General features: G+C 70.0%; 27 protein-coding genes. 20 read left to right on the top strand and 7 right to left on the bottom strand.

Annotation, left to right across the window (positions count from 1 at the left end; genetic code table 11):
• Nucleotides 1–76: 76 nt before the first annotated feature.
• Complete coding sequence (locus OG588_RS10575) at nucleotides 77–1879, bottom strand: glycoside hydrolase family 15 protein (RefSeq protein ID WP_405953087.1); 1803 nt, start codon at nucleotides 1877–1879, stop codon at nucleotides 77–79.
• Between the two features lie 533 nt (nucleotides 1880–2412).
• Here OG588_RS10575 and OG588_RS10570 point away from each other — a divergent pair.
• From OG588_RS10570 to OG588_RS10510, 13 genes are all read left to right on the top strand, one after another.
• Complete coding sequence (locus tag OG588_RS10570) at nucleotides 2413–4080, top strand: CTP synthase (protein WP_405947056.1); 1668 nt, start codon at nucleotides 2413–2415, stop codon at nucleotides 4078–4080.
• 124 nt (nucleotides 4081–4204) lie between these two features.
• Complete coding sequence (locus OG588_RS10565) at nucleotides 4205–4831, top strand: NUDIX domain-containing protein (protein ID WP_405947055.1); 627 nt, start codon at nucleotides 4205–4207, stop codon at nucleotides 4829–4831.
• Between the two features lie 169 nt (nucleotides 4832–5000).
• Nucleotides 5001–7088 (top strand): tetratricopeptide repeat protein, encoded by a 2088-nt coding sequence (locus OG588_RS10560; RefSeq protein WP_405947054.1) that lies wholly within the window; start codon nucleotides 5001–5003, stop codon nucleotides 7086–7088.
• 142 nt (nucleotides 7089–7230) lie between these two features.
• A complete protein-coding gene (gene ald / locus OG588_RS10555) occupies nucleotides 7231–8346 on the top strand; it encodes an alanine dehydrogenase (protein WP_405953086.1) in 1116 nt (371 codons plus the stop codon).
• A gap of 401 nt (nucleotides 8347–8747) precedes the next feature.
• A complete protein-coding gene (locus tag OG588_RS10550) occupies nucleotides 8748–9884 on the top strand; it encodes a ParA family protein (protein WP_366097834.1) in 1137 nt (378 codons plus the stop codon).
• Nucleotides 9869–10420 carry a hypothetical protein gene (locus tag OG588_RS10545; RefSeq protein WP_405947053.1) on the top strand — a complete coding sequence of 184 codons (552 nt, stop codon included), beginning with the start codon at nucleotides 9869–9871 and terminating at the stop codon, nucleotides 10418–10420. Before OG588_RS10550 ends, OG588_RS10545 begins: the two co-directional genes overlap by 16 nt.
• An 18-nt stretch (nucleotides 10421–10438) precedes the next feature.
• Nucleotides 10439–11449, top strand: coding sequence for a segregation and condensation protein A (locus OG588_RS10540; RefSeq protein WP_405947052.1), 1011 nt, complete (start codon nucleotides 10439–10441; stop codon nucleotides 11447–11449).
• On the top strand, nucleotides 11446–12102 hold the full coding sequence (gene scpB / locus OG588_RS10535; protein WP_327405114.1) for an SMC-Scp complex subunit ScpB: 657 nt from the start codon (nucleotides 11446–11448) through the stop codon (nucleotides 12100–12102). The genes OG588_RS10540 and scpB overlap by 4 nt, the downstream gene beginning before the upstream one ends.
• On the top strand, nucleotides 12102–13310 hold the full coding sequence (locus tag OG588_RS10530) for a pseudouridine synthase (RefSeq protein WP_405947051.1): 1209 nt from the start codon (nucleotides 12102–12104) through the stop codon (nucleotides 13308–13310). The genes scpB and OG588_RS10530 overlap by 1 nt, the downstream gene beginning before the upstream one ends.
• A 177-nt stretch (nucleotides 13311–13487) precedes the next feature.
• Nucleotides 13488–14216 carry an NUDIX hydrolase gene (locus tag OG588_RS10525; protein ID WP_405947050.1) on the top strand — a complete coding sequence of 243 codons (729 nt, stop codon included), beginning with the start codon at nucleotides 13488–13490 and terminating at the stop codon, nucleotides 14214–14216.
• Entirely contained in the window at nucleotides 14213–15235 is a 1023-nt protein-coding gene (locus OG588_RS10520) for an ADP-ribosylglycohydrolase family protein (protein WP_405947049.1), read from the top strand. Before OG588_RS10525 ends, OG588_RS10520 begins: the two co-directional genes overlap by 4 nt.
• Nucleotides 15236–15297: 62 nt before the next feature.
• Complete coding sequence (locus OG588_RS10515; protein WP_365988945.1) at nucleotides 15298–15621, top strand: type II toxin-antitoxin system prevent-host-death family antitoxin; 324 nt, start codon at nucleotides 15298–15300, stop codon at nucleotides 15619–15621.
• Nucleotides 15618–16028 carry a type II toxin-antitoxin system VapC family toxin gene (locus tag OG588_RS10510; protein ID WP_405947048.1) on the top strand — a complete coding sequence of 137 codons (411 nt, stop codon included), beginning with the start codon at nucleotides 15618–15620 and terminating at the stop codon, nucleotides 16026–16028. Before OG588_RS10515 ends, OG588_RS10510 begins: the two co-directional genes overlap by 4 nt.
• Here OG588_RS10510 and OG588_RS10505 read toward each other — a convergent pair.
• The 4 genes from OG588_RS10505 to OG588_RS10490 form a co-directional block, all read right to left on the bottom strand.
• Complete coding sequence (locus tag OG588_RS10505; protein ID WP_405947047.1) at nucleotides 16017–16709, bottom strand: DNA polymerase beta superfamily protein; 693 nt, start codon at nucleotides 16707–16709, stop codon at nucleotides 16017–16019. The two genes, OG588_RS10510 and OG588_RS10505, sit on opposite strands and share 12 nt — an antisense overlap.
• Before the next feature lie 21 nt (nucleotides 16710–16730).
• Complete coding sequence (locus tag OG588_RS10500) at nucleotides 16731–17144, bottom strand: Rieske (2Fe-2S) protein (protein ID WP_405947046.1); 414 nt, start codon at nucleotides 17142–17144, stop codon at nucleotides 16731–16733.
• A gap of 137 nt (nucleotides 17145–17281) precedes the next feature.
• Complete coding sequence (locus OG588_RS10495) at nucleotides 17282–17866, bottom strand: DUF6529 family protein (protein ID WP_405947045.1); 585 nt, start codon at nucleotides 17864–17866, stop codon at nucleotides 17282–17284.
• A 27-nt stretch (nucleotides 17867–17893) separates the two neighbouring features.
• Nucleotides 17894–18565: a hypothetical protein gene (locus OG588_RS10490; RefSeq protein ID WP_393042842.1), complete on the bottom strand. Its 672-nt coding sequence runs from the start codon at nucleotides 18563–18565 to the stop codon at nucleotides 17894–17896.
• Between the two features lie 177 nt (nucleotides 18566–18742).
• On the opposite strand from OG588_RS10490, the gene OG588_RS10485 reads away from it, so the two are divergent.
• The 6 genes from OG588_RS10485 to der all read left to right on the top strand — a co-directional run bounded on the left by OG588_RS10485 (nucleotide 18743) and on the right by der (nucleotide 23907).
• Nucleotides 18743–19180 (top strand): YidB family protein, encoded by a 438-nt coding sequence (locus OG588_RS10485; RefSeq protein WP_405947044.1) that lies wholly within the window; start codon nucleotides 18743–18745, stop codon nucleotides 19178–19180.
• A 97-nt stretch (nucleotides 19181–19277) separates the two neighbouring features.
• Nucleotides 19278–19646, top strand: coding sequence for a chorismate mutase (aroH, locus tag OG588_RS10480; protein ID WP_405947043.1), 369 nt, complete (start codon nucleotides 19278–19280; stop codon nucleotides 19644–19646).
• A complete protein-coding gene (locus OG588_RS10475) occupies nucleotides 19643–20737 on the top strand; it encodes a prephenate dehydrogenase (protein ID WP_019059310.1) in 1095 nt (364 codons plus the stop codon). Before aroH ends, OG588_RS10475 begins: the two co-directional genes overlap by 4 nt.
• A gap of 282 nt (nucleotides 20738–21019) precedes the next feature.
• Nucleotides 21020–21715 (top strand): (d)CMP kinase, encoded by a 696-nt coding sequence (gene cmk / locus OG588_RS10470; RefSeq protein ID WP_398853940.1) that lies wholly within the window; start codon nucleotides 21020–21022, stop codon nucleotides 21713–21715.
• A 53-nt stretch (nucleotides 21716–21768) separates the two neighbouring features.
• Complete coding sequence (locus OG588_RS10465) at nucleotides 21769–22356, top strand: 1-acyl-sn-glycerol-3-phosphate acyltransferase (RefSeq protein WP_078622973.1); 588 nt, start codon at nucleotides 21769–21771, stop codon at nucleotides 22354–22356.
• Between the two features lie 75 nt (nucleotides 22357–22431).
• Nucleotides 22432–23907: a ribosome biogenesis GTPase Der gene (gene der / locus OG588_RS10460; RefSeq protein ID WP_405953085.1), complete on the top strand. Its 1476-nt coding sequence runs from the start codon at nucleotides 22432–22434 to the stop codon at nucleotides 23905–23907.
• A 142-nt stretch (nucleotides 23908–24049) separates the two neighbouring features.
• Here the strand turns inward: der and OG588_RS10455 are convergent, their stop codons facing one another.
• Together OG588_RS10455 and OG588_RS10450 are read right to left on the bottom strand one after the other, a co-directional pair.
• Nucleotides 24050–24487, bottom strand: a complete 438-nt coding sequence (locus OG588_RS10455; protein ID WP_366097822.1) for a hypothetical protein — start codon at nucleotides 24485–24487, stop codon at nucleotides 24050–24052.
• A 37-nt stretch (nucleotides 24488–24524) separates the two neighbouring features.
• On the bottom strand, nucleotides 24525–25313 hold the full coding sequence (locus tag OG588_RS10450; protein WP_405947042.1) for a hypothetical protein: 789 nt from the start codon (nucleotides 25311–25313) through the stop codon (nucleotides 24525–24527).
• A gap of 502 nt (nucleotides 25314–25815) precedes the next feature.
• Here OG588_RS10450 and OG588_RS10445 point away from each other — a divergent pair.
• A complete protein-coding gene (locus OG588_RS10445; RefSeq protein ID WP_405947041.1) occupies nucleotides 25816–26535 on the top strand; it encodes a transglycosylase family protein in 720 nt (239 codons plus the stop codon).
• Nucleotides 26536–26587 lie beyond the last annotated feature (52 nt).

Here is a 26587-nt window from a genome sequence, read left to right as displayed (position 1 = left end):
CCCGCTGTGGTGCGGATGCGGGGGTGCCGCCGTCCCCGGGCACAACTCGGGCCCGGGGCGCGCGCTCAGCAGCTTGTCAGCCGCCGTAGGCCCCCGAAGCCGTCAGGCGTAGTGCCGTGTCGATCAGGGGGACGTGGCTGAAGGCCTGCGGGAAGTTGCCGACCTGGCGTTGCAGGCGCGGGTCCCACTCCTCGGCGAGGAGGCCCAGGTCGTTGCGGAGCGACAGGAGCTTCTCGAAGAGCTTGCGGGCCTCGTCCACGCGGCCGATCATCGCGAGGTCGTCCGCCATCCAGAACGAGCAGGCCAGGAAGGCGCCCTCGTCGCCGGGGAGGCCGTCGACGCCCTCGTCCGTGCCCGAGGTCGGGTAGCGCAGGATGAAGCCGTCCGGGGTGGACAGCTCGCGCTGGATCGCCTCGATGGTGCCGATCACGCGCTTGTCGTCCGGGGGCAGGAAGCCCATCTGTGGGATGAGCAGCAGCGAGGCGTCCAGTTCCTTCGAGCCGTACGACTGGGTGAAGGTGTTGCGCTCCTTGTCGTAGCCGCGCTCGCACACGTCCCGATGGATGTCGTCGCGCAGTTCGCGCCACTTCTCCAGCGGGCCGTCCGCGTCGCCCGACTCGATCAGCTTGATCGTGCGGTCGACCGCGACCCAGGCCATCACCTTCGAGTGCACGAAGTGGCGGCGCGGGCCGCGCACCTCCCAGATGCCCTCGTCGGGCTCGTCCCAGTGCTTCTCCAGGTAGCGGATCAGCTTCAGCTGGAGCAGGGAGGCGTAGTCGTTGCGGGCCAGGCCCGTCATGTGGGCCAGGTGCAGGGCCTCGGTGACCTCGCCGTAGACGTCCAGCTGGAGCTGGTGCGCGGCGCCGTTGCCCACCCGGACCGGGCCCGAGTTCTCGTAGCCCGGCAGCCAGTCCAGCTCCGCCTCGCCGAGCTCGCGCTCGCCGGCGATGCCGTACATGATCTGCAGGTTCTCGGGGTCGCCCGCGACCGCGCGGAGCAGCCACTCGCGCCAGGCGCGGGCCTCCTCGCGGTAGCCGGTGCGCAGGAGCGAGGAGAGGGTGATGGCCGCGTCGCGGAGCCAGGTGTAGCGGTAGTCCCAGTTGCGGACGCCGCCGATCTCCTCCGGGAGGGAGGTGGTGGGCGCGGCGACGATGCCGCCCGTGGGGGCGTAGGTCAGCGCCTTCAGCGTGATCAGGGAGCGGACCACCGCCTCGCGGTACGGGCCGTGGTACGTGCACTGGTCGACCCAGTCGCGCCAGAAGTCCTCCGTGGCCTCCAGCGACTGCTCCGGCTCGGGGAGCGCGGGCGGCTGCTTGTGCGAGGGCTCCCACGAGATGGTGAACGCGATGCGGTCACCCGGTGCGACCGTGAAGTCCGCGTACGTCGTGAGCTGCTTGCCGTAGGTCTCCGCCGATGTGTCGAACCACACGGAGTCGGGGCCCGCGACGGCCACCGTGCGGCCCTCGTGCTTGTGAACCCAGGGGACGACCCGGCCGTAGGAGAAACGCATCCGGAGGGCCGAGCGCATCGGGACGCGGCCGGAGATGCCCTCCACGATGCGAATCAGCTGGGGGGCGCCGTCGCGAGGGGGCATGAAATCGGTCACGCGGACCGTGCCTCGCGGGGTGTCCCACTCGGACTCCAGGATCAGCGAGTCGCCGCGGTACCCGCGCCGGGCCGCCATGGGCGGCGGCGTGTCGGAGGCGTGAGCCGGGCCCAGCCGCCAGAAGCCGTGTTCCTCGGTTCCCAGTAGACCGGCGAAGATGGCATGGGAGTCGAATCGGGGCAGGCAGAGCCAGTCCACCGTGCCGTCCCGGCAGACCAGGGCAGCGGTCTGCATGTCTCCGATGAGTGCGTAATCTTCGATGCGCCCGGCCACGTGCAACTCCAGTCGAACGGCCACGTCGCCCCACGAAAAAGGGGCGGTCGCTGTGTGCGGTCAAGGGATCGTTTGTAGTGCGTCGTTGAGGCATGAAGCAAATGACGGTCGTTGCTCAACGAACTGACGAGCTCTCGTTGTTCCGGGATATACGGGCGGGGGTGGTGCCGTGTTCCGGACCGGCTCGGCAGCGAGTGTCCGAGCAGGATACGACGCACGTAGATGATCTGTGTGCCGCTCTCGCCAACGGACCTGGGCCGAACGGGTGAGCACCCGGTGAGAAGCAGGTAACCAGGGCGCGTCTGTGTCGACGGGAGGCCTGTTCACGTCGATGCAGGTCGCGTCCGTGTCGAGGCGGGCGCGGAGCGTGGCCGGAAGCCATCCCCTCCGGGCGCTGATACCCTGGTAGCCCGTGGACCGGTGGGCAAGAAACCCCCGAACCGCAGCGACGGCGCCTCCAGAAAAACCCGGGTTCACCGGGCGGGCAGCCGCACCGCACCCCAGACCGCGACCACGGGAGCCCCCTCTTGGCCATGCCGCCCGCTGCTTTCCGAAACAGCAACACCACGACGACCAAGCACATCTTCGTCACCGGGGGTGTCGCCTCCTCACTCGGCAAGGGCCTCACCGCCTCCAGCCTCGGCATGCTCCTCAAGGCACGGGGCCTGCGCGTCGTGATGCAGAAGCTCGACCCGTACCTGAACGTCGACCCCGGCACGATGAACCCCTTCCAGCACGGTGAGGTGTTCGTCACCAACGACGGTGCCGAGACCGACCTCGACATCGGCCACTACGAGCGCTTCCTCGACCGCGACCTGGACGGCAGCGCCAACGTCACCACCGGCCAGGTCTACTCGACGGTGATCGCCAAGGAGCGGCGCGGCGAGTACCTGGGCGACACCGTGCAGGTCATCCCGCACATCACCAACGAGATCAAGCACCGCATCCGGCGGATGGCGACCGACGAGGTCGACGTCGTCATCACCGAGGTCGGCGGCACGGTCGGCGACATCGAGTCGCTGCCCTTCCTGGAGACGGTCCGCCAGGTCCGCCACGAGGTCGGCCGGGACAACGTGTTCGTGGTCCACATCTCGCTCCTGCCGTACATCGGCCCCTCGGGCGAGTTGAAGACCAAGCCGACCCAGCACTCGGTCGCGGCCCTGCGCAACATCGGCATCCAGCCCGACGCCATCGTGCTGCGCTCCGACCGCGAGGTGCCGACCGCGATCAAGCGCAAGATCTCGCTGATGTGCGACGTCGACGAGGCCGCCGTGGTGGCCTGCCCCGACGCCCGCTCGATCTACGACATCCCCAAGACCGTGCACAGCGAGGGCCTGGACGCCTATGTCGTCCGCAAGCTGGACCTCCCGTTCCGCGATGTGGACTGGACGACCTGGGACGACCTGCTCGACCGGGTCCACAACCCGCTGCACGAGATCAACCTCGCGCTGGTCGGCAAGTACATCGACCTGCCCGACGCCTACCTCTCGGTCACCGAGGCGCTGCGCGCCGGCGGGTTCGCCAACAAGGCCCGCGTGAAGATCAAGTGGGTCACCTCGGACGACTGCAAGACCCCGGCCGGCGCCGCCAAGCAGCTCGGTGACGTGGACGCGATCTGCATCCCCGGCGGCTTCGGCGACCGCGGTGTCTCCGGCAAGGTCGGCGCCATCCAGTACGCCCGCGAGCACAAGATCCCGCTGCTCGGCCTCTGCCTGGGCCTGCAGTGCATCGTGATCGAGGCCGCGCGCAACCTGGCCGGCATCGCGGACGCCAACTCCACCGAGTTCGACCCGGCCACCGGCCACCCGGTCATCTCCACCATGGCCGAGCAGCTCGACATCGTCGCCGGCGAGGGCGACATGGGCGGCACCATGCGCCTGGGCATGTACCCGGCCAAGCTCGCCGAGGGCTCCATCGTGCGCGAGGTCTACGACGGCAAGGAGTACGTCGAGGAGCGCCACCGGCACCGCTACGAGGTGAACAACGCCTACCGCGCGGAGCTGGAGAAGAAGGCCGGTCTGCAGTTCTCCGGCACGTCCCCGGACGGCAAGCTCGTGGAGTACGTCGAGTACCCGCGCGAGGTGCACCCTTACCTCGTCGCGACCCAGGCCCACCCCGAGCTGCGCTCCCGCCCGACCCGGCCGCACCCGCTCTTCGCGGGCCTGGTCAAGGCGGCTGTGGAACGCAAGACGGGCAAGTAGTACGAAGGTTGTACGGTGACCGGGGTGCGCGCCTTCAAAAGGTGTGCACCCCGGCCGTTTTTACGTGACGCCCGTGAACGTGTGTTTCGAGTACGTGTTTCGTGTACGTGTGGAGGGACAGCGCATGACGATCAAGGACACCCCGGAGGAGTGGGAGATCCGGGCGACCGTGACCCCCTTCGTCGGCAACAAGACCTCCGTGCGTACCGACGACGTGGTCATGCCCGACGGCACGGTCGTGCACCGCGACTACCAGGTCCACCCCGGCTCCGTGGCGATCCTCGCCATCGACCAGGAGGACCGGGTGCTGCTCATCAAGCAGTACCGCCACCCCGTACGGCAGAAGCTGTGGGAGATCCCGGCCGGACTGCTCGACATCCCCGGCGAGAACCCCCTGCACGCCGCCCAGCGCGAGCTGTACGAGGAGGCGCACGTCAAGGCCGAGGACTGGCGGGTGCTGACCGACGTCTACACCACGCCCGGCGGCTGCTCCGAGGCCATCCGCATCTTCCTCGCCCGGAACCTGTCCGAGGCCGAGGGACAGCGCTTCGAGGTCGAGGACGAGGAGGCAGACATGGAGCACGCGCGGGTGCCCCTCGACGACCTGGTCCGCGGGGTCCTCGCCGGCGAGCTGCACAACAACTGCCTCGCCGTCGGCGTCCTCGCCCTCGTCGCCGCCCGGCACGGCGACGGCGTCGACGCGCTGCGCCCCGCCGAGGCGCCGTGGCCCGCGCGTCCCTTCGAGTCCTGAACGCAGCCCCTTTGTCACCGATCCCCGGTGTGACGATCGGCTGATCCGATCGGGGGACGTGCCCGCCGCGCTCCGCACGGTTCGTCGCAGAGCGTGAACTAGGCTCTGGAATCACCCGATCCGGAGTCCCGGCGGGCTATGCGCGTGCAGTGGGACGGGAGTGTGGCCCGTGACGGATCAGGCGGTGGACACCGGCGGCGTGAGGCTGTCCGAGGACACTTCTCCCGAGGGCCAATTCCTGGGCCGCGCAAGAGAGTTGAAGGAGCTCCGGGCCGACATCGAGCGCGCGGGCCTGGACACCATCGCGGGCCGCAAGGCCCCCCGCGCACGCGTCCTCCTCATCGCGGGCAAGCCCGGCTCCGGCCGCAGTTCCCTCGCCGAGGAACTCGCCCGACAGGTCGCTGACCGTTACGACGCCGGTGTGTTCCGGGCCCGGCTGAGCGAGCCCGACGGCACCCCCGTCCCCACCGAGCGCACCGCCCGCGAACTCCTCACCGCCCTGGAGCTGCCGACCCCGGCCGGCGCCTCTGAGGACGATCTTTCGGACATCCTGCGCGCGGCCCTCACCGACCGCCGGGCGCTGCTCCTGCTCGACGACGCGGCCGACGCCGAGCAGGTCGACGCGCTGCTGCCGGACTCCCCGGACTGCCTGGTCGTCGCCGTCTCCGGCGGCCCGCTCACCGGCATCGCCGACGTCCGTCCCTGCACCCTGGGCGGCCTCGACACCAAGTCCGCACTGGAACTCCTCACCCGCTACACCGGCGCGGTCCGCATCACCGTCGACCCGGTCGCCGCCGAGGGCCTCGTCGAGGTCTGCCGGTCCCAGCCCGCCGCGCTGACCCTGGCCGGCGGCTGGCTCGCCGCCCGCCCGCAGGCCGCCGTCGCCGACCTCGCCAAGCACCTGCACGCCGAGAGCGACGAGGGCACGCCCCTGAGCCGCGTCTTCCGGCTCGTCTACGGTTCGCTGCCGAGCCCCGCCGCCCGGATACTGCGACTGCTCTCCCTCGCCCCGGCCGGCCTGGTCGACCCGCAGACCGCCTCCGCGCTCGCCGGCTGCTCCGTCAACGGCGCCCGCACCACCCTGGACGACTTCGTCGCCGCCGGCCTGCTGCGGACCCTGGACTCCCCGCTGCCGCAGTACGAGGTCCCCGGCTGCCTCCAGCCCCTCCTGCACGCCCTCGCCGAGACCCAGGACCGCCCGGCCGAACTCCAGCTGGCCCGCGCCCGCATGCTGGAGCGCACCGTACGGCTGCTCCAGTCCTGCCGCGCCATCACCGAGACCGACAGCCCCCAGGCCCGCGAGAAACTCCTCGGCACGCCCCGCGCGCTGCGCTTCCCGACCCCCCGGGCCGCCGCCGACTGGCTGCGCGTCCGCCAGCCCGCCCTGCTCGCCTCCGCCCGCCTCGCGGTCGCCGACGGCGAACTCGACACGCTGGCCCGCCGGTTGATGTCCCAGCTGGTGCGCGCGATGGTCGCCCACTTCGGCACCCAGGCCGCCGCCCCCGAGCTCTACGGCATCCACCGCCTCGTCCTCGACGTGGCCGAGCGGCGCGACCTGCCCCGCGAGAAGGCCGCCGCGCTGCTCAACCTCGCCGATCTGGACGCGCAGACCGGCCGGACGACCGAGGCGCTGGTCCGCTACCGGGCCGCGCTGGACGCCGGACGCGAAGCGAACGACCCGTATGCGACCGGCCGCGCGATGGAATCCGTAGGAGGCGCGCACCAGGAGCTGGGAGACCACGACCGGGCCGCCGACTGGTTCGGCCGCGCGCTGGCCCAGCGGCTCGCCCGGGACGAGCGCGCGGAGGCCGCCCGCCTCTACGGCCGGATCGCCGCCGCGCACACCTATGCGGGCCGCTACGGCGAGGCGCTGAGGAACTGGCGGGCGGCTGTTGCCGGGTACCGCAAGAACGGTGATGTGGCCGCCCAGGCAAGGGCGTTGAGCGAGTTGGCGCGGGTCCAGGAGTACGCGGGCCGCCCCGAGGAATCGCTCGCCACCTGTCACGAGGCCGTCGAGTGGGCGCGCCGCGCCGAGGACGTACGGCTGCAGGCGGCGTTGCAGCTGCGGCTGGCCGACACCCTCGACCGGCTCGGCGATCCGGCGTCCGCCTCGCTGCACAGGGGGACGGCCGAGCGGATGCTGGGCGAGGAGCTTCTGGAGGGCGATTCGGCCCCCGAAACCCCGGAATCCGCCGTCGAACCCCTGGAACAAGACGCTAACGCCTGCGAAATCCGTAGTACATCCGCAGAAGATTGATGCATTGAAAGGCTAGACACCGAGAACACCTTCATTAGACTGGCTCTGCCGCACCTTCCCCTGCGGTCTCCCGGTGCGCTCATGCATGTCCGGGTATGAGATGTATTGCCCCACACCCTCTGAGCCAAGGACCGTGATCGACGTGAAGGTCGGCATCCCCCGCGAGGTCAAGAACAACGAGTTCCGGGTGGCCATCACCCCCGCCGGTGTGCACGAGCTGGTGCGCCACGGCCACCAGGTCTTCATCGAGCAGGACGCCGGCGTCGGCTCCTCGATCACGGACGACGAGTACGTCTCGGCCGGTGCCCGGATCCTGGCCACCGCCGACGAGGTCTGGGCCACCACCGACCTGCTGCTCAAGGTCAAGGAGCCCATCGCCGAGGAGTACCACCGCCTCCGCAAGGACCAGACGCTCTTCACCTACCTGCACCTGGCCGCCTCCAAGGAGTGCACCGACGCGCTCGTCGAGTCCGGCACCACGGCGATCGCCTACGAGACCGTCGAACTGCCCGGCCGCGCCCTGCCGTTGCTCGCCCCGATGTCCGAGGTCGCGGGCCGGCTGGCCCCGCAGGTCGGCGCCTACCACCTGATGCGCTCGGTCGGCGGCCGCGGTGTGCTCCCCGGCGGTGTCCCCGGCACGCAGCCCGCGCGCGCTGTCGTCATCGGCGGCGGTGTCTCCGGCTGGAACGCCACGCAGATCGCCGTCGGCATGGGCTTCCACGTCACACTGCTCGACCGCGACATCAACAAGCTCCGCGAGGCCGACAAGGTCTTCGGCACCAAGGTCCGGGCGATCATGTCCAACGCCTTCGAGCTGGAGAAGGCCGTCCTGGACGCCGACCTCGTCATCGGCGCGGTGCTCATCCCGGGCGCCAAGGCGCCGAAGTTGGTCACCAACGAACTCGTGTCGCGGATGAAGCCCGGAAGTGTTCTTGTCGACATCGCGATCGACCAGGGCGGCTGCTTCGAGGACTCGCGTCCCACGACCCACGCCGAGCCGACCTTCCCGGTCCACAACTCGGTCTTCTACTGCGTCGCCAACATGCCCGGCGCGGTGCCGAACACGTCGACCTACGCACTCACCAACGCCACGCTCCCGTACATCGTGGAGCTCGCCAACCGCGGCTGGGCCGACGCGCTGCGACGTGATCCTGCTCTCGCCAAGGGCCTCAACACCCATGACGGCAAGGTGATTTACCGCGAGGTCGCCGAGGCGCACGGACTGGAGCACGTCGAGCTGGAATCGCTGCTCGGCTGACTCTGTCGACTAAGTCACCGTTCAGTAAAAGGCGATACGTCAACACAGGTCGTCAACACCGCACGCCCGGCCGGACCTTGCCCGACAAGGTCCGGCCGGGTGTGTGTATGGTCACTTTGCGGCACTAGGCCAACTCGCCCCGAACGTAACCCTTGAACCGATTCGTGCACCGGTGAAACCTGCCGTGCGACTGCCGTACGCCCTTGACAGAGGGATGTTTCATTGCCGACACATCGGGCCGGGTAAGGCGGATTGTGTTGCTGCGAACACCCGACACGCCATAGAGTCGCCGAACGTCGGCATGGTGCCACGCTGACCTATCGAGAAATTCCCTGGTCACCAAGGAGGTAAGACGACTTGTGAATGAGTCGACATTTTCTCCCGGGGGTGGTCAACCAGGAATGCCTGCAAAGGGCCAGGAGCCCGCGGGGTTCGAGGCTGTCGGCTCCGTCGCGGTGCGTACCTTCGCAGCCCACCGGGGTCACCACAAGCCAGGGGCGACCCAGCCAGCACACCAGAGCATGGATGGCCATCACGTGAACGCCATGGCCGGCGACGGAAGGGGCGCGCCCCACAACCAGTTCGCCGACTTCGACGAACTGCCCGACGGGCACTTCTACGACCCCGACGCCGAGTACGAGCCCGATCCCGAGTACGCGGCCACACTCGCGCCCGACGCTGCCCGCCAGCGCCGTGAGCGCGTGGGCCCGACCGGACGCCCGCTGCCCTACTTCCCGATCCCGGGTCCGCTGACCAGTCACGGCCCCGCGACGATCGTCGCGATGTGCAACCAGAAGGGCGGCGTCGGCAAGACCACGTCGACCATCAACCTGGGTGCCGCGCTCGCGGAGTACGGCCGACGCGTACTGCTCGTCGACTTCGACCCGCAGGGCGCGCTGTCGGTCGGACTGGGCGTCAATCCGATGGAGTTGGACCTCACCGTCTACAACCTGCTCATGGAGCGGGGCATGTCGGCCGACGAGGTGCTTCTCAAGACAGCAGTCCCGAACATGGACTTGCTGCCCAGCAACATCGACTTGTCGGCTGCGGAAGTGCAGTTGGTGAGCGAGGTCGCGCGCGAGTCCACCCTGCAGCGGGCGTTGAAGCCGCTGATGGCCGACTACGACTACATCGTGATCGACTGTCAGCCCTCCCTCGGCCTGCTCACCGTGAACGCCCTGACGGCGGCTCACAAGGTGATCGTGCCGCTGGAGTGCGAGTTCTTCGCGCTGCGTGGAGTCGCGCTGCTGACGGAGACCATCGAGAAGGTCCAGGAGCGCCTCAACCCCGAGTTGGAGCTCGACGGGATCCTCGCCACGATGTACGACTCCCGCACCGTGCACAGCCGTGAGGTCCTCGCCCGCGTGGTCGAGGCGTTCGACGAGCACGTCTACCACACGGTCATCGGGCGTACGGTCCGCTTCCCGGAGACCACGGTCGCCGGTGAGCCGATCACCACGTACGCCTCCAACTCCGTCGGTGCCGCCGCCTATCGCCAGCTCGCCAGGGAGGTGCTCGCCCGGTGTCACGCCGAGTGAGTCTGCCGGGGGCCGACGAACTGTTCCGTACGACAGGGGGGATGGCGCTTCAGTCGTCCACACCCAGGAGCCGGGCCAACGGCGAGGCCCGGGTACCGGCTCCGGCGGGGGAGAGCGACGGCGCCGCCGCCGGGGAGGACGCCCCGCAGTCCGTACCCGCCCAGGGCGGTGACGGAGAGGGCGCCGAGCACGTAGCGGCGGACTCGGACGGCGGTGAGTCCCGCAGCCGGTCGGCGGACGGCTCCGGGCGACGTCAGGGGGCGCAGGAAGGTTCTGCCCAACCTCGGAAGCAGCGTCAGGGAGCGCAGGCCCAGCGCCGGCCCACCGGGCGCGAGCGGCACGACGAGAAGATCACCGTGTACGTGTCCGCCGAGGAACTCATCGACCTGGAGCACGCACGCCTGATGCTCCGGGGCGAGCACGGCCTCGCGGTCGACCGTGGCCGGATCGTGCGCGAGGCGGTCGCCGTCGTCTTGGCCGATCTGGAATCCCGCGGGGACGCGAGCATTCTCGTCCGTCGGCTTCGCGGGCGGTAGCGGTAGCCTGCGGGGGCCATGACCTCGAACGACGCTCCCGCATCCGGCGCCCCCGCCGGCCGTCGGCGTGCGCTCGGGAAGGGGCCGGGTACGGCTCCGGAGCCTGAGGCCGAGATCGCGGTCGTCGTGGCGGTGCCGGAGCCCGAGGCCGTCGTGGAAGAGCCTGAGGTGCCTGTTGAGGAGCACCCGGCCGCCTCGGCCGAAGAACCCGATGACGGAGTCTTCAAGGTTCGGCTCGCCAACTTCGAGGGGCCGTTCGACCTCCTCCTCCAGCTGATCTCGAAGCACAAGCTCGATGTGACCGAGGTGGCGCTGTCCAAGGTCACCGACGAGTTCATGGTGTACATCAGGGCGATGGGGCCCGACTGGGACCTGGACCAGACGACCGAGTTTCTCGTCGTCGCGGCGACCCTGCTGGATCTGAAGGCGGCGCGGCTGTTGCCCTCCGCCGAGGTCGAGGACGAAGCCGATCTCGCGTTGCTGGAGGCCCGGGACCTGTTGTTCGCGCGGCTGTTGCAGTACCGCGCGTACAAGCAGATCGCCGACATCTTCAACCGGCGCCTCGACGAAGAAGCCCGGCGCTACCCCCGTACCGTCGGGCTCGAACCGCACCACGCCGAGCTGCTGCCCGAGGTCGTCATCCGGATCGGACCGGAGGGCTTCGCCAAGCTCGCCGTGAAGGCGATGCAGCCCAGGCCCAAGCCGCAGGTCTACATCGACCACATCCACGCGCCGCTCGTGAGCGTGCAGGAGCAGGCCGGGATCGTGGTCGCGCGGCTGCGGGAGCTCGGCGAGGCCAGCTTCAGCGTGCTCGTGGAGGACACCGACGACACCCTGACCGTCGTAGCGAGGTTCCTGGCACTGCTGGAGCTGTACCGGGAGAAGGCCGTCGCGCTGGACCAGGAGACCGCGCTCGGGGATCTGATCGTGCGCTGGACCGGTGGGGAGGGGGAAGGTGAGCCGGTGGTGACGGACGAGTTCGACCGGCCGCCCGAGCCGCCCAAGGAGATCAAGGAGGAGTCGGCGTGAGCGAGGAGACCACGGGCGTACCGGCGAGCCCGTCCGCCGTCGCGGATCTCGCCCTCAAGCCCGCTCTGGAGGCCGTCCTGATGGTCGTGGACGAGCCCGCGACCGTGGAACACCTCGCGAAAATACTCCAGCGGCCCAAACGGCGGATCGCGGACGCGTTGCGCGAGCTGGCCGACGAGTACACCGTGCAGGGGCGCGGTTTCGAGCTGCGGCTGATCGCGGGCGGGTGGCGTTTCTATTCGCGGCCCGAGTACGCGCCGGCCGTCGAGGGGTTCGTCCTGGACGGGCAGCAGGCCCGGCTCACGCAGGCTGCGCTGGAGACCCTGGCGGTCGTCGCGTACCGCCAGCCGGTGAGCCGCAGCAGGGTCTCGATGGTCCGCGGAGTCAACTGCGACGGTGTGATGCGCACCCTCTTGCAGCGGGGTCTGGTCGAGGAGGCGGGCACGGAACCCGAAACAGGTGCGATCCTGTACGTGACGACGAACTACTTTCTGGAGCGGATGGGCCTGCGCGGCCTGGACGAGCTCCCGGAGCTCGCGCCCTTCCTCCCTGAGGCTGAGGCGATCGAGGCGGAGACGCTGGAAGGGGTCCCGTCGTTCGATCCGGATGCACCGGATGCAGATGCAGACGAAACGACGACGACGGAACTTTGATGCGAAGCAGTGGCAGTGGCAGTGGCAGCAGTGGTGGCGGCGGTAGGAGCGGCGGGCGCGGCAACCCCGGCGGGGGCGGCAGTTCCCGGGGTTCCGGTGGGGGCGGCGGCCGTGGCTCCGGCGCGGGCGGCAACTCCCGGGGAACCGGTGGGGCCGGCAACTCCCGGGGTGCCGGTGGCGGCGGCTCCCAGCCGAGGGGCGCGGGAGGCCGTGACGACAAGCCGAAGCGCGCCGGAAAGCCGCGTCCCGAGGAGCGGCGCTACGACGTAGGCCCCACGGGATCCCACGAAGGTCCCAAGTCAGGGCGTGGTGCAGCGGCGCGTGGCGGTGCCAAGGGCGGCCCCAAGCAGGGCCAGGGCACCGGACGCGGGCGCTGGGCGCCGGCGACCTCGCGGGAGTACGACGCGCGGGCCGAGGAGCGCAACCGGGAGCGGTACGCGGGCAAGAAGGACATCAAGCCGCCCAAGACCTTCCCGGGCGCCGAGCAGGAGGGCGAGCGGCTGCAGAAGGTCCTCGCGCGCGCGGGCTACGGCTCCCGGCGTTCCTGTGAGGAGCTGATCGAGCAGTCCCGGGTCGAGGTCAACGGCGAGATCGTCGTCGAGCAGGGGCTGCGCGTCGACCCCGAGCACGACGAGATCAAGGTCGACGGGCTGACGGTGGCGACGCAGTCGTACCAGTTCTTCTCGCTGAACAAGCCCGCCGGTGTCGTCGCGACGATGGAGGACCCCGAGGGCCGACAGTGCCTCGGCGACTACGTCACCAACCGCGAGACGCGTCTTTTCCACGTCGGGCGGCTCGACACCGAGACCGAGGGTGTGATCCTGCTCACCAACCACGGCGAGCTGGCGCACCGGCTGACCCACCCCAAGTACGGCGTGAAGAAGACCTACCTCGCGCACATCGTGGGCCCGATCCCGCGCGATCTGGGCAAGCAGCTCAAGGACGGCATCCAGCTGGAGGACGGGTACGCGCGAGCGGACCACTTCCGTGTCGTCGAGCAGACCGGCAAGAACTACCTGGTCGAGGTGACCCTCCACGAGGGCCGCAAGCACATCGTGCGCCGCATGCTCGCGGAGGCCGGCTTCCCGGTCGACAAGCTGGTGCGTGTCTCCTTCGGCCCGATCACCCTGGGCGACCAGAAGTCGGGCTGGCTGCGGCGGCTGTCGAACACCGAGGTCGGGATGTTGATGCAGGAAGTCGATCTCTAGGTCTGAGTTCTGTTCGTGGCGGCCGGTTCCGGGGTTCTCCGGGGCCGGCCGCTTCGTTTTCGTCGTTTCGTTTCTGTCGTTTCGCCTTCGTCGGGTCGCATCCATCGGTTGCGGGGGGTTGCGCGGGAGTGCGGCCACTCTTTATGGTCTAACTGACCATTAAGAGAGTGGGTGCACGTGACCACATCACCGGGCTACGACAAGTACGCCTTCGAACCTTTCGCCGTCACCGCCGACCTCGCTGTCCTCACGATCCGCGCGGGCGCCCTGCATGTGCTGCTCGTCGAGCGCGGCCAGGAGCCGTACGCCGGGCACTGGGCGTTGCCCGGTGGCTTCGTGCAGCCCGACGAGTCCGCGGAGACCGCCGCCCGGCGTGAACTCGCCGAGGAGACCGGCCTGTCGGACGTCTCCGGGCTGCACCTGGAGCAGCTGCGCACCTACAGCGAGCCCGACCGCGACCCCCGGATGCGGGTCGTCACCGTCGCCTTCGCCGCGCTGCTGCCCGACCCGCCCGAGCCGCACGCGGGCAGCGACGCGGCGCAGGCCCGCTGGCTGCCGTACGACGCGCTCGGGCCGCTCGCCTTCGACCACGACCGGATTCTGGCCGACGCGCACGAACGGGTGGGCGCCAAGCTGGAGTACAGCTGCCTCGCCACCGCGTTCTGCCCGCCCGAGTTCACGCTCGGGGAGCTGCAACAGGTCTACGAGACCGTGTGGGGCACCGAGTTGGACCGCCCCAACTTCCGCCGCAAGGTGCTCGCCACGCCCGGTTTCGTCGAACCGGTGCCGGGCGGCGCCAAGTTGACGGGTGGTCGGGGGAAGCCGGCCGCGCTGTATCGCACCGGGGACGCAACTGCCCTGTACCCGCCCCTGCTTCGGCCGACCCGAGAAGGACGTCCCGCATGACCACGACCGCTGTTCGCAAGCGCGCCGCCACCGGAGCCCTGGTGGGGCTCGCCCTCGGGGACGCGCTGGGTTTTCCGACCGAGTTCAACGACGTGCCCTCCATCCTCGCCAAGTGCGGTCCCTGGCGGGAGATGGAGCTGCCGAGGCCCGCGATCGTCACCGACGACACGCAGATGACGCTGGCGTTGGGGCGGGGGCTGCGAACTGCCATGGAACGGGGGGTGCTTGGGCCCGACGGGATGACCGAGCCGGTGCGTGCGGAGTTCATCGCGTGGAACCGCTCCCCGGACAACAACCGTGCTCCGGGGAACACTTGCCTCACGGCCTGCGACCTGTTGGAGCGGACGGACCGACTCTGGCAGGACGCCAGTCAGATCGGTTCCAAGGGCTGCGGGGCCAACATGCGGGTCGCGCCGATCGGGCTCGTCCCCGGCCTCGACGATGAACAGCGTTCTGGCGCCGCCCAGTTGCAGTCCGCGCTGACCCACGGTCACCCGACCGCCCTCGCCGCGTCCGACCTCACCGCGCACGCCGTACGGCTGCTCGCGCAGGGCGCCGAACCGACCGGGCTGGTCGGGCTGCTGCGGTCGTACGCCCTGGAGAACCGCACCCGGTATCACCACCGCTGGCTCGGCGACCTGTGGACGCGGAGCCAGGATCCGACGCCCGAGCACTTCATCACGCGCGGCTGGGACGAGTGCCTGGCGGTACTCGGCCGGCTTGAGGACGCGGTACGGACCGTCTCCCCGGAGACCGACCCGTGCCTGGCCACGGGCGCGGGCTGGATCGCCGAAGAGGCCCTGGCGACCGGGCTGTTGTGCTTCCTGCTGTTCCCCGGGGAGCCGGTGACCGCGTTGCGCCGTGCGGCTTGTACGTCCGGTGACTCGGACTCGATCGCTTGTCTCGCGGGGGCGTTCGCAGGGGCGTATCTGGGGGCGGACGTGTGGCCGGGGGAGTGGGCGGGGCGGATCGAGTATCGGGGGGAGCTGTTGGGGCTGGGGGCGCTTTGGGATGCCTGACGAATTGGTGCCATGTCTGACGTGGATGGACGGTGTCAGACAGTAGGCGTATCGTGGCAGGCATGAGTAAGACGAAGCGCAGGCGCGTGCCGGTCCGGGAGTTGTCCCGGCACACCGCGGCTCTGTTGGACGCCGTGGCGGCGGGGGAGTCGATCGAGGTCACTCGGGACGGGGTGCCGGTCGCCATACTGTCTCCGCTGGAGCCGGCCGAGCGGGACATCCGTGCCGCGATCGCCATCGGCCTGCTCGACGCCTCGGTCATGGACGAGGGGCACGGCGTCGAGGCCGTGGACGCACTGGAGCGGCTGCGCGCGGTCAGACGGGACGCGGAGGGGCGCGGACCCACCGCGGAGCTGCTCGCTCAGCGCGAGGAGGAGACGCGGTGACGCTGCTCTACCTCGACGCGTCGGCGATCGCCAAGCTGCTGCGGGTCGAGGCGGAGACGGCCGCGCTGGAGCAGTGGATCGGGCAGCACGGCGGAATGCGTCGTGTCGTCACCTGCGACCTGGCGCAGACCGAGGTGCGGCGGCTGCTGCATCGGCTCGGTGCGGACGAGGTCGAGCGCTCAGCGGCCGAGGCGCTGCTGAACTCCGTCGCCAGCGTTCGCCTCACGCCCGAACTGATGTCGGAGGCCGGGGACTTGGCGCCGAACACCTCGTTGCGCAGCCTCGACGCGATCCACACTGTGGCGGCCCTCAAGCTCGGTCATGGGGTCAGCTGGTTCGTGACGTACGACAAGCGCCAGGGCGAGGCCGCCGCCGACGCGGGGCTTGCGGTGGCGTCACCCCGCTAGGGCGTCGGCGGACGCGCGGCGGACTCCGATCAGGAAGTCCTCCACCCGGCGCCGGTCCGGCTCCGCCGGGAGAGGGGTGCCGGTCGCCGCCTCCTCCGTCTCCGTTGCCAGGCGGGTCATCCAGGACTCGACCTCGGGCCAGGGGACTTCGCCGCGTTTCACCGCGAGGAGCGGGGCGCGTTGGTCGCCGACGTCGATCGCCAGGGCGCCCGTGCGGAGCGTGTCGCGGGCGCTCATCAGCAGGCGGAGCAGGTGCATCGCGTGTTTCCAGCGTGGGGCGCCGTGCGTGCGGATGTCGGCCTCCAGCTTCTTGCGCTGGCCCAACGCGTAGCGCGTGAACGTCTCATGCACCTGGCGGGAGAGGAACGCGCCGCGCAGGGTCAGGAGTTCACGGCCCGTGTCGTCGATGTGCTCGACGAGGGGCGAGTGGAGGCACTCCAGGATGTTGGGGTTGGCGCGCAGGGCCAGTTCGCAGAAGCGCTCCAGCTCCCAGCTGAACTGCTCCTCCGCCGGGCCCTCGATGTGCGTCGGCGGCTTGTCGAAGCGCCAGAAGAGGGGAGTGGGGGCGAGGAACACGCCCCTGCGGTCCGTGTCACTCGTGTCCGTCGCCAGGCCGAAGGCGCGTGAACCCATCACGCAGGCGTAGATCGTGTGGTCGCGGACCAGGGACTCGGGGTGCATTCCGGGAGCGTACGCGGCACGTCACGCCAGGCGGATCGAATTTCCCTCCACCTTGATCTGCTCGGCCGGCAGCGGCTTCGGTGCCGGGCCGCCCGCGACCGAACCGTCCGCGATGTTGAACTTGCTGCCGTGGCACGGGCAGTTGATCGTGCCGTTCGCGACGGCGCTCACCGTGCAGCCCTGGTGGGTGCAGATCGCCGAGAAGGCCTTGAACTCGTCCTTCTTCGGCTGGGTCACCACGATCTTCTGGGCCTTGAGGATCTTGCCGCCGCCGACGGGGATGTCGGAGGTCTTCGCCAACTCCTGGCCGCCGGAGGCTTTCACGGACGACGAGCCCGAGGAGTCGTTGCTGTCGCCGTACTTGCTGCAGCCCGCGGTGAGCGCGGCGGCCGCACCCGTCACGAGGACCGTGCGGCGCGTCGAGCTGTCGGTCATGTAGTCACTCCGAAGGTGGTCGTCATGTGGTCACTGAGACGGTGGTCGTGTCGTCGTGACGACGGTGGTCGTGGCGTCGCTACGGCGCTGGCCAGGTCGCTACTTCGCCCGTGGTCATGTCGTCACCCCGACGGTGGTCATGTCGTCACTCCGACGGTGCGGAAGAACCAGAGGGCGGAGGTCAGCCAGAGCAGTGTGAGGGCGGTGAAGACCAGTCCGCCGACGAGCGGCAGCAGCCAGCCGGGGAGGCGCCCCGAGCGGAGCAGCAGCATCTTGGCACTGAAGGCGCCGAAGAACGCGCACCCCAGGAGGGAATGCCACATCACACGTGTCGAGTACGTCTGGTAGCCGAACGCGTAGAGGCAGTGCACCGCGACCGGCACCGCGACCAGGAACGCGATCCGCCCCGACCAGCGGTGCAGGGTCGCCGACCAACTCGGGCCCGGCAGCTTGCCGTAGACCATGAAGGCCGAGACGACCTGGACGAGGGCGAAGAAGAACGCGGTGGTCGCGAGCCAGGACTTCACCGCGCCCGTGCTGCTGAAGCCGGCGAGGTTGAAGGCGGTGCCCGCCGGGTCGTGGACCTTGCCGTAGACGCCGAGTCCGACCGCCACGGCGGCGGCCACGAGGGCCGGGACCAGGTAGCGGGCGGGGCTGTCGTGGTGGGGTGCGGGTGGTCGTGAGGGGTAGGACTGGGTGGCGGCGTTCGGGTCGGCGGTCATGATCGGCTCCCTGAGGCGGATGGTGGGTCAGGGGGTGACGGGCTGTGCCGTGAGCTGCTGGCCGTCGACCGTGACCGCGCCGGTCTCCGGGTCGATACGGGGTGCGGAGGCGGCCTTGCCGTCGCGGGTGACGATGCCGGTCTGGCGGCCGTTCGGCAGCACGATCCAGCCGCCGTCGATCTTGGCGCCGCGCACCTTGGCCGTCGCGCGCCACAGGCCGGACGGCTTGACGGCCTTGTCCGCGGTGAACGCGTACTTCCGGCCCTCGTCCTTGACCGTGCCGCGGATCTTCTTGCCCTGCTCGATCTTGCCGTCGAGTACGGCGCCGTTCGGGGCGGTGAGCTTCATGCTGCCGTCGTCCTTGACGGGGCCCCGCAGCCAGGCCTCCTTGTAGCGGCCGTCGCAGAAGTAGGCGACCGCCTTGCCGTCCCGGACGGTCACGGCGACCGACGCGGTGTCGTCGCCTGTGCGGCCGGCGTAACTGGCGTTCGCGACAGGCGACTTCGACGGTGTCGGGCTGGGTGTGACGGTCGGCGTCGGTGACGGGTTCGCCGATTTCTTCGGCGACGCCGACGGTGATGCCTCGCGCTGCGTGGACGACGAGACGGTCTTCGTCCCCGACGTCGCGTTGAGCGTCAGCATGAACAGGCCGAGCACCAGACCCGCCAGAAGTGTGAGCAATGGTCCAGGACGCTTCACTGTGGCCCTCCCCCGAGGCGTGCTTCCAGCCCATGAGAGCGGACTCGGGGCTGTGGGTAAAGAGGCATACCGGGATGATCTCACCGCAAGTAGCGGAACGGGGTGATTCGGGTGACATTGGCAGGGTTCGAGGCCGGGCCCCGATCGGCGGCCGGCCGCTCTCGAAAGGTGCGAGCCATGGCGGGCAACGATCTCGGCGGTCTTCTCGGTGGTCTTCTGGGGGGAGGCAGGAGTGGTTCCGGTAGCGGTGCCATCCTGGGCGCGTTGCTCGGGGCCCTCGGCAGTGGCTCGGGCAGCGGTAGCGGTAGCGGTAGCGGTAGTGGTGGCAATCCGTTGGGCGGGCTGCTCGACATGCTCACCAAGTCCGGTCTCGTCGACCAGAAGGACTCCTGGGTCGGCACCGGGCAGAACCAGTCCGTCACCGGCGCCCAGATCCAGCAGGCGCTGCCCGACGAGACCCTGCGGAAGGTCGCCGAGCAGGCCGGCGTCAGCCCGGAGGAGGCCGCGAGCGACCTCGCGCGGACGCTGCCCCAGGCCGTCGACAAGCTCACCCCGGAAGGGCAGCTGCCGCAGGCCGCCTCGCTGGAGGAACTGGTCCGGCAACAGTCCCTGTGACCCGTCTCGGTGGGCGGGCGCCGGGCACCCGTACGGGACGGGCTGACTAGGCTGGTCGTACAGAGAGCCGGGTTGTACATCAGCGAGGAGCAGAGCCGTGGCGGTACGAGCGGTCCGGGGCGCCGTCCAACTGGACAGGGACGACGCCGGCCACATGGACGAGCAGGTCGGAGCGCTGCTCACCGCCGTTCTGGAGCGGAACGGCCTCACCGCCGAGGATCTGATCAGCGTCTGGTTCACGGCCACGCCCGATCTGCACAGCGACTTCCCGGCCGCCGCCGCCCGCAAGCTCGGCAGCGACTTCGCGGACGTACCGCTGATCTGCGCGCAGGAACTCGACATCGCGGGTGCCATGCCCCGCGTGGTCCGCGTCCTCGCGCACATCGAGTCCGACAAGCCCCGCGCCGACATCACGCACGTGTACCTCGGTGCCGCGGCGGCCCTGCGCAAGGACATCGCGCAGTGAGGACCGCGCTCGTCATCGGCACCGGCCTCATCGGTACGTCCGCCGCGCTCGCCCTCGTCTCCCGGGGCGTCGTCGTCCACCTCGCCGACCACGACCCCGAGCAGGCCCGTACGGCCGCCGCGCTCGGCGCCGGTACCGACGAGGCGCCGGACGGGCCCGTCGACCTCGCGATCGTCGCCGCGCCGCCCGCGCTGGTGGCCGGGGTGCTCGCCGACGCGATGCGGCGGGGGGTGGCCCGGGGCTACCTCGACGTGGCCAGCGTCAAGGGCGGTCCGCGGCGGGAGTTGGAGGCGCTCGGCCTCGACCCGTCGGTGATGTCCAGGTACATCGGCTCGCATCCCATGTCCGGGCGCGAGAAGTCGGGTCCGCTGGCGGCCACCGGTGACCTCTTCGAGGGCCGTCCCTGGGTGCTGACGCCCACCCGTGACACGGACACCGAGGTGTTGAACCTCGCCCTGGAGCTGGTCTCGCACTGCCGTGCGGTGCCGGTCGTCATGGATGCCGATGCCCATGACCGGGCTGTGGCTCTGGTGTCGCACATGCCTCATCTGGTGTCCAGCATGGTCGCCGCGCGGTTGGAGAACGCGGAGGAAGCTGCCGTACGGCTGTGTGGGCAGGGGATTCGTGATGTGACCCGGATCGCCGCGTCCGATCCCCGGATGTGGATCGACATTCTGTCCGCGAACCCGGGGCCGGTTGCCGACCTGCTCACCGATGTCGCGGGGGACCTGGAGGAGACGGTGCGTGCGCTGCGTGCGCTGCAGTCCGCCGATGACTCCAAGCGGCGGGAGGGCGCGGGCGGGATCGAGGACGTGCTGCGGCGGGGGAACGCGGGGCAGGTCCGGGTCCCGGGCAAGCACGGGTCCGCTCCGCGGGTCTACGAGGTTGTGGCTGTGCTGATCGACGACCAGCCGGGGCAGCTGGCCCGGATCTTCGCGGATGCGGGGATGGCGGGGGTCAATATCGAGGACGTGCGGATCGAGCATGCGACGGGGCAGCAGGCGGGGCTTGTGCAGTTGATGGTGGAGCCGAAGGCTGCGCCGGTGTTGACGGCGGGGTTGCGGGAGCGGGGCTGGGCGATCCGGCAGTAGGTAGGTGCGGGGTGGGTGGGGGCGGGCGTCTTCTGGGGGCTCTGCCCCCAGACCCCCGTCGGCCCTGAAGGGGCCTCGTCCTCAAACTCCCCCAGAGGGGGGACCCCCAACGGGCTGAGTGTGTGCGGCCTGTGTTGAAAGGGTGCCGGGCGGGCTGGATCACGCGCACCGGCGTCCAAGAAGAGCGGGGGCCGGACGAGTGACGCGAACCCAGTAACCTTGTCCGGGGCGCACTCGCGACCCCGCCCCGCTCACCACCCCGCACCAGGAAGGTGTCCTCCCGTGGAAAACGGCGCCGCCCGGACCGCCCCGGCAGTGATTGTCGCCATCGACGGCCCCTCCGGCACGGGCAAGTCGAGCACGTCGAAGGCCGTCGCCTCGCAGCTCGGGCTGAGCTACCTGGACACCGGGGCCCAGTACCGGGCGATCACCTGGTGGATGGTGAACAACGGGATCGACCTCACCGACCCGACCGCGATCGCGGACGTGGCAGGCAAGGCGGAGATCATCTCCGGTACGGACCCGGCGAACCCGACGATCAGCGTCGACGGCGTGGACGTGGCCGGTCCGATCCGTACGCAGGAGGTCACCTCCAAGGTCAGCGCGGTCAGCGCGGTGCCCGAGGTGCGGGCCAGGATCACCGAGCTGCAGCGGTCGCTGGCCGCCGAGGCGGAGCACGGGATCGTGGTGGAAGGGCGGGACATCGGTACGACTGTGCTGCCCGACGCCGACCTGAAGATCTTCCTCACCGCATCCCCCGAGGCGCGTGCCGCCCGGCGGAGCGGTGAGCTGAAGGGCGCCGACGTCCAGGCCACCCGCGAGGCGCTGCTGAAGCGGGACGCGGCCGACTCCTCGCGCAAGACCTCGCCGCTCGCGAAGGCGGACGACGCGGTCGAGGTGGACACCTCCGACCTCACGCTCCAGCAGGTCATCGAGTGCGTCGTCACCCTCGTCGGGGAGAAGCGGGCAGCCAAGTGACCGCACCTTCACAGCGCGGCGCCGAGATCGGGCGGCGCATCGGCGTCGGCCTGATGTACGGGCTGTGGAAACCGCGTGTGCTGGGTTCCTGGAAGGTTCCCGCCACCGGCCCGGTGATCCTCGCCGTCAACCACTCGCACAACATCGACGGCCCGATGGTCATCGGTGTGGCGCCTCGCGCTTCACACTTCCTTGTGAAGAAGGAAGCGTTCGTGGGCCCTCTCGGGCCCTTCATGCGCGCAGTCGGGCAGGTGGAGGTCGACCGCTCGACCGCCGACCGTACGGCCGTCACCCGCGCGCTCGACATCCTGAAGGGCGGCGGGGTCCTCGGGATCTTCCCCGAGGGCAGCCGTGGCGAGGGCGACTTCGCCGCGCTGCGCGCCGGGCTCGCCTACTTCGCGGTCCGCAGCGGCGCCCCGATCGTGCCGGTGGCCGTGCTGGGCAGCTCGGAGAAGAGCGGACGACTGATAAAGGCGCTGCCCCCGCTGCGCTCCCGCGTCGACGTCGTCTTCGGCGACCCGTTCGACGCGGGCGACGGCTCCGGCCGCCGTACGCGCAAGGCCTTGGACGAGGCCACCGAGCGCATCCAGAAGCAGCTGGCCGCCCACCTGGACGACGCCAGGCGCCTCACCGGGCGCTAAGAGACACTTGAGTAGTGGATCACCCGAAATCCGGGGGTTCCACCGATCACCACGATGAACGAGGTACCGATCTTCATGAACGACCAGATCCAGCCCGACGGCTCCGGCGAGGAGCACGAGCACGGGGCGCTCGGCGACGCCGAGTACGCGGAGTTCATGGAGCTCGCCGCCGTAGAGGGCTTCGACATCGAGGACGTCGAGGGCGCCATCGGCGAGGCGGGACACGGGCCGCTGCCCGTCCTCGCCGTCGTCGGCCGGCCGAACGTCGGCAAGTCGACTCTCGTCAACCGCATCATCGGGCGACGCGAAGCCGTCGTGGAGGACAAGCCCGGTGTCACGCGTGACCGTGTGACGTACGAGGCGGAGTGGGCCGGGCGTCGGTTCAAGGTCGTCGACACCGGCGGCTGGGAGCAGGACGTCCTCGGGATCGACGCCTCCGTGGCCGCGCAGGCCGAGTACGCGATCGAGGCCGCCGACGCGGTCGTCTTCGTCGTCGACGCCAAGGTCGGCGCCACCGACACCGACGAGGCGGTCGTACGACTGCTGCGCAAGGCCGGCAAGCCCGTCGTGCTGGCCGCCAACAAGGTCGACGGTCTGAGCGGCGAGTCCGATGCTTCTTACCTGTGGTCCCTGGGGCTCGGCGAGCCGCACCCCGTCTCCGCGCTGCACGGGCGCGGCACCGGCGACATGCTGGACGCCGTCCTGGAGGCGCTGCCGGAGGCGCCCGAGCAGACCTTCGGCACCGCGGTCGGCGGACCCCGTCGTATCGCCCTGATCGGCCGCCCGAACGTCGGCAAGTCCTCGCTGCTGAACAAGGTGGCGGGCGAGGAGCGCGTCGTCGTCAACGAGATCGCGGGCACCACCCGTGACCCGGTCGACGAGCTCATCGAACTCGGCGGCGTGACATGGAAGTTCGTCGACACCGCCGGTATCCGCAAGCGCGTCCACCTCCAGCAGGGCGCCGACTACTACGCCTCGCTGCGCACTGCCGCCGCCGTCGAGAAGGCGGAGGTCGCGGTCATCCTGATCGACGCCTCCGAGTCCATCTCGGTGCAGGATCAGCGCATCGTCACCATGGCCGTCGAGGCGGGCCGCGCGATCGTCCTCGCCTTCAACAAGTGGGACACCCTCGACGAGGAGCGCCGCTACTACCTGGAGCGCGAGATCGAGACCGAGCTCGCCCAGGTCGCCTGGGCGCCCCGGGTGAACATCTCGGCGCGCACCGGCCGCCACATGGAGAAGCTGGTCCCGGGCATCGAGACCGCGCTGGCCGGCTGGGAGACGCGGGTCCCGACGGGCCGACTGAACGCGTTCCTCGGCGAGTTGGTCGCCGCCCACCCGCACCCGGTCCGCGGCGGCAAGCAGCCCCGCATCCTCTTCGGCACCCAGGCCGGCACCAAGCCCCCGCGCTTCGTCCTCTTCGCCTCCGGCTTCATCGAGGCCGGCTACCGCCGCTTCATCGAGCGCCGCCTGCGCGAGGAGTTCGCCTTCGAGGGCACCCCGATCCACATCTCGGTCCGGGTCCGCGAGAAGCGCGGCAAGAAGAAGTAGCCGTAGTCAGAGAATAAGTAGCCGTAGCCGTACGGCTGTTCCGACGGCCGACTGTTCTGACGGCCGGCTGTTCTACGACGAAGAGGGCGGCCCCTGTTGGTACAGGGGCCGCCCTCTTCGTGTGCGTGCCGTGCCGTGCCGCTCAGATGCCTCGGCGTGGGCCGGGTGGCAGGGCCGCCGGGATGTGGTGCATCCCGGTGTGGCCGTGCTGTTGTTGCTGCTGCCCGGCGTGGCCGAGCTGCCCGACGCGCTGCCACTGCGACTGCTGCCGGGCGCTGTAGGCCCCCGCGCTGTACGCGCTGTACGAACCCCCGCCGAGTGAACCCCCGCCGAACGAGCCGTTGCTGAACGAACCGCCGCTGAACGAGCCCGTGCTGTGCGGGCTGTGCCCGAAGGCGGTGAAGCCCAGCTCCTCCTCGCCGCTGCGGTCGCCCGGCAGCGAGCGGAAGGTCTTGACCCACTCCGAGTAGAGCCGGTCGTAGATCGGCGTGGCCGATGGACCGCCGGTGCTGTCCCGGTCCGATCGCGAGGACGGGATCGACTGATAGGGCCGGCTGCGGGGAACGTCGTATGCGTGCACGTATGTCCAAACGACGCGTGACCTGAAGGGATGCGGCTCAGGTGCCCGCGAGCGGCAGTGCGGAGCCGACCAACTGGCCGTTCGCCGCGGCCTTGTCGAGCGCGCTGCGCAGCAGGTCCTCGCGGGGCTGGCGGCCGATCGAGCCGACCGGCGCCGCGAACATCAGCACCTGCTGGTGCTTGTTGGCGGCGGCCCGCCAGCTGTCGGTGACCTGGAGCGCCTGGTGCGCCTGCCACCAGGCCACCGGGGAACCGCCGTTGCTGCTCGGCTGGAGCACCGCGTGCAGCTGGCCCGCGGCGAGCAGCACCGACCAGCCGTGCAGCACGGGCGGCACGGTGGTGATCTCGCTGAGCGGCATGAAGCCCTGCTCGATCAGCAGCGGCAGGAAGTCGTCCCCGGTGTCGGTCGAGCCGGGCCGCACGATGGGCGCGGTCGGCTCGACCACCAGGGCGGGGTGCAACTCCCCTGAGATCAGCACGAGTCCGCTGGTCACCCCGAGCACGGCCTGCTCGGGTGCGGCCTTCTCCGGTGCGCCGGCCGGGGCGTGCGTGTTGCCGCTGATGGAGCGGACGGCGCCCTGCAGCTGCTCCTCGGTGACCTGGACGATCTGGGAGGGCAGGCAGGTGGCGTGGGCGAAGGCGAGGACGGCGGTCTCGTCGCCGATGAACAGGACGGTGCTGGTGCGCTCCTGATCGGAGTCGCCCTGGGTGCGGCACGACGTGCAGTCGTAACTGCCCGGGGCGTTGTCTCCGGCGAGCAGCCGGTCGGCTTCTTCGTCGCCGATCTCGGCGCGTACGTCGTCGCTGACGTCGAGCATGCGCGGCACGGGTGGCTCCCTCGGAATGCGGTGCCCGGTGGGTCCCGGGCTCATGAAGAAGACAACGGAGGACCTGTGGCGGGAGTCACGCCCCGGAGCGAACCGAATCGAACCAACCGAAGCGGATGGTCACAGTCGGTGCGGAAATGGACACTCCATGTCAACTCTGAGAAAGGTCAAGGGAGTTGGCCACGTGAAGCGGGTCACAGCGTTTGTCGGCAACTGGTCGAGAAATCACGAAATAAGAGAATTTAACGAGTGGCCGAAAAATGCCGATACCCGCGGTAACAGTGAACTGGCCTGCGGGGACGGGGAGTTGGTCGACATCGGCTCGTCCACCTCCGTACATTCCTCGGCTGTGTGCAACGAGCACCGCTCGGGTACGTCCGCCGGCCGAACAAGCCAGCAAGCAGCACCACTTCCGGCGGACGGGGAGGAGCGCGAGGACCGCGTGGATGCGTGGAAGCCGCGAACCGCCTTGGGGGAACCGGGTTGTTGGAGAGGGAACTACATGTCCGAATGTGCCGATACCACTCGCGAGAACGCTCCTAAGGCCCAGCACAAGGGCCATGCGCGTACGACGGCGGTCCTCGCCGGGGCGGCTCTGCTGGCCCCCCTCGGACTGCTGGCCGCAAGCGGCAACGCCGCGGCGGCCGACAGCGGAGTGTGGGACCGCATCGCCCAGTGCGAGAGCGGCGGCAACTGGCACATCAACACCGGCAACGGCTACTACGGAGGACTCCAGTTCTCCGCCGGCACCTGGCGCGCCTACGGCGGTTCGGCCTACGCGGCCACCGCCGACCAGGCCTCCAGGTCCGCGCAGATCGCCGTGGCCACCAAGGTCCAGCACGCCCAGGGATGGGGCGCCTGGCCGGTCTGCTCGGCACGGGCAGGAGCGAGCGGCAGCGCACCCGCGGCCTCCTCCGGCACGGTGAGCGAGAAATCGACGACGAAGACGAAGAAGTCGACCACCGAGTCGACGTCCGAGTCGACGACCAAGAAGTCGACCAAGAAGGCGACCCCGTCGAAGCCCGCGGAGACGCCGGCTCGCGGGACGAACAACGCCTCGCGCGGCACGTCCCGCGGCGACTACACCGTCCGCGAGGGTGACACCCTCAGCGGCATCGCGGCCGAGCACGGGACCACCTGGCGGAAGATCTACGCCGCCAACGAGTCCGTCATCGGCACCGACCCCGATCTGATCGTCCCCGGCCAGCAGCTCGACCTCTGAGCCGAACGCCTGTGAGACGGACGGCCTTTGAGATGAACGACCTCTGAGCCGA

Origin of the sequence: Streptomyces prunicolor (genome assembly GCF_045162825.1) — a bacterium.
Classification (GTDB): domain Bacteria; phylum Actinomycetota; class Actinomycetes; order Streptomycetales; family Streptomycetaceae; genus Streptomyces; species Streptomyces prunicolor.
This window is presented reverse-complemented; position numbering and strand designations above follow the sequence as displayed.

Coding starts and splice junctions, on each gene's coding strand:
- OG588_RS10540 (WP_405947052.1), top strand. CDS start 10,439: ATGACCTCGAACGACGCTCCCGCATCCGGCGCCCCCGCCGGCCGTCGG.
- OG588_RS10465 (WP_078622973.1), top strand. CDS start 21,769: ATGTACGGGCTGTGGAAACCGCGTGTGCTGGGTTCCTGGAAGGTTCCC.
- OG588_RS10550 (WP_366097834.1), top strand. CDS start 8,748: ATGCCTGCAAAGGGCCAGGAGCCCGCGGGGTTCGAGGCTGTCGGCTCC.
- OG588_RS10520 (WP_405947049.1), top strand. CDS start 14,213: ATGACCACGACCGCTGTTCGCAAGCGCGCCGCCACCGGAGCCCTGGTG.
- OG588_RS10445 (WP_405947041.1), top strand. CDS start 25,816: ATGTCCGAATGTGCCGATACCACTCGCGAGAACGCTCCTAAGGCCCAG.
- der (WP_405953085.1), top strand. CDS start 22,432: ATGAACGACCAGATCCAGCCCGACGGCTCCGGCGAGGAGCACGAGCAC.
- OG588_RS10565 (WP_405947055.1), top strand. CDS start 4,205: ATGACGATCAAGGACACCCCGGAGGAGTGGGAGATCCGGGCGACCGTG.
- OG588_RS10485 (WP_405947044.1), top strand. CDS start 18,743: ATGGCGGGCAACGATCTCGGCGGTCTTCTCGGTGGTCTTCTGGGGGGA.
- OG588_RS10505 (WP_405947047.1), bottom strand. CDS start 16,709: ATGCACCCCGAGTCCCTGGTCCGCGACCACACGATCTACGCCTGCGTG.
- OG588_RS10495 (WP_405947045.1), bottom strand. CDS start 17,866: ATGACCGCCGACCCGAACGCCGCCACCCAGTCCTACCCCTCACGACCA.
- OG588_RS10515 (WP_365988945.1), top strand. CDS start 15,298: ATGAGTAAGACGAAGCGCAGGCGCGTGCCGGTCCGGGAGTTGTCCCGG.
- OG588_RS10530 (WP_405947051.1), top strand. CDS start 12,102: ATGCGAAGCAGTGGCAGTGGCAGTGGCAGCAGTGGTGGCGGCGGTAGG.
- OG588_RS10570 (WP_405947056.1), top strand. CDS start 2,413: ATGCCGCCCGCTGCTTTCCGAAACAGCAACACCACGACGACCAAGCAC.
- OG588_RS10500 (WP_405947046.1), bottom strand. CDS start 17,144: ATGACCGACAGCTCGACGCGCCGCACGGTCCTCGTGACGGGTGCGGCC.